The sequence below is a fragment of the Streptomyces katrae genome, from assembly GCF_000966975.1.
GTDB classification, from domain to species: domain Bacteria; phylum Actinomycetota; class Actinomycetes; order Streptomycetales; family Streptomycetaceae; genus Streptomyces; species Streptomyces katrae.
In genome coordinates this window covers 1-253 of sequence record NZ_JZWV01001799.1, presented here as the reverse complement: position 1 = coordinate 253, position 253 = coordinate 1, and the positions used below count along the sequence as shown (strand labels likewise).

Here is a 253-nt window from a genome sequence, read left to right as displayed (position 1 = left end):
GTGCGGGGGCACGTGGTCCGGTGACGTGGAGAGCAGCTGGGAGGGGCTGCGGGCGTCGCTGGCGCTGGTGCTGGGGCTCGGGCTGTGCGGGGTGCCGTACTCGGGTCCGGACGTGGGGGGGTTCGGGGGTTCGCCGTCGCCGGAGCTGTACCTGCGGTGGCTGGAGCTGGGGGCGTACCTGCCGTTGTTCCGGACGCATTCGGCGATCTGGGCGGGGCGGCGGGAGCCGTGGGAGTTCGGGCCGGAGGTGGAG

1 protein-coding gene is annotated in these 253 nt (G+C 74.7%); it reads left to right on the top strand.

Annotated elements, in window-relative coordinates; all coding sequences use genetic code 11:
- On the top strand, positions 1-253 hold a 253-nt coding region (locus VR44_RS40625; RefSeq protein WP_281187307.1), incomplete at both ends, for a TIM-barrel domain-containing protein.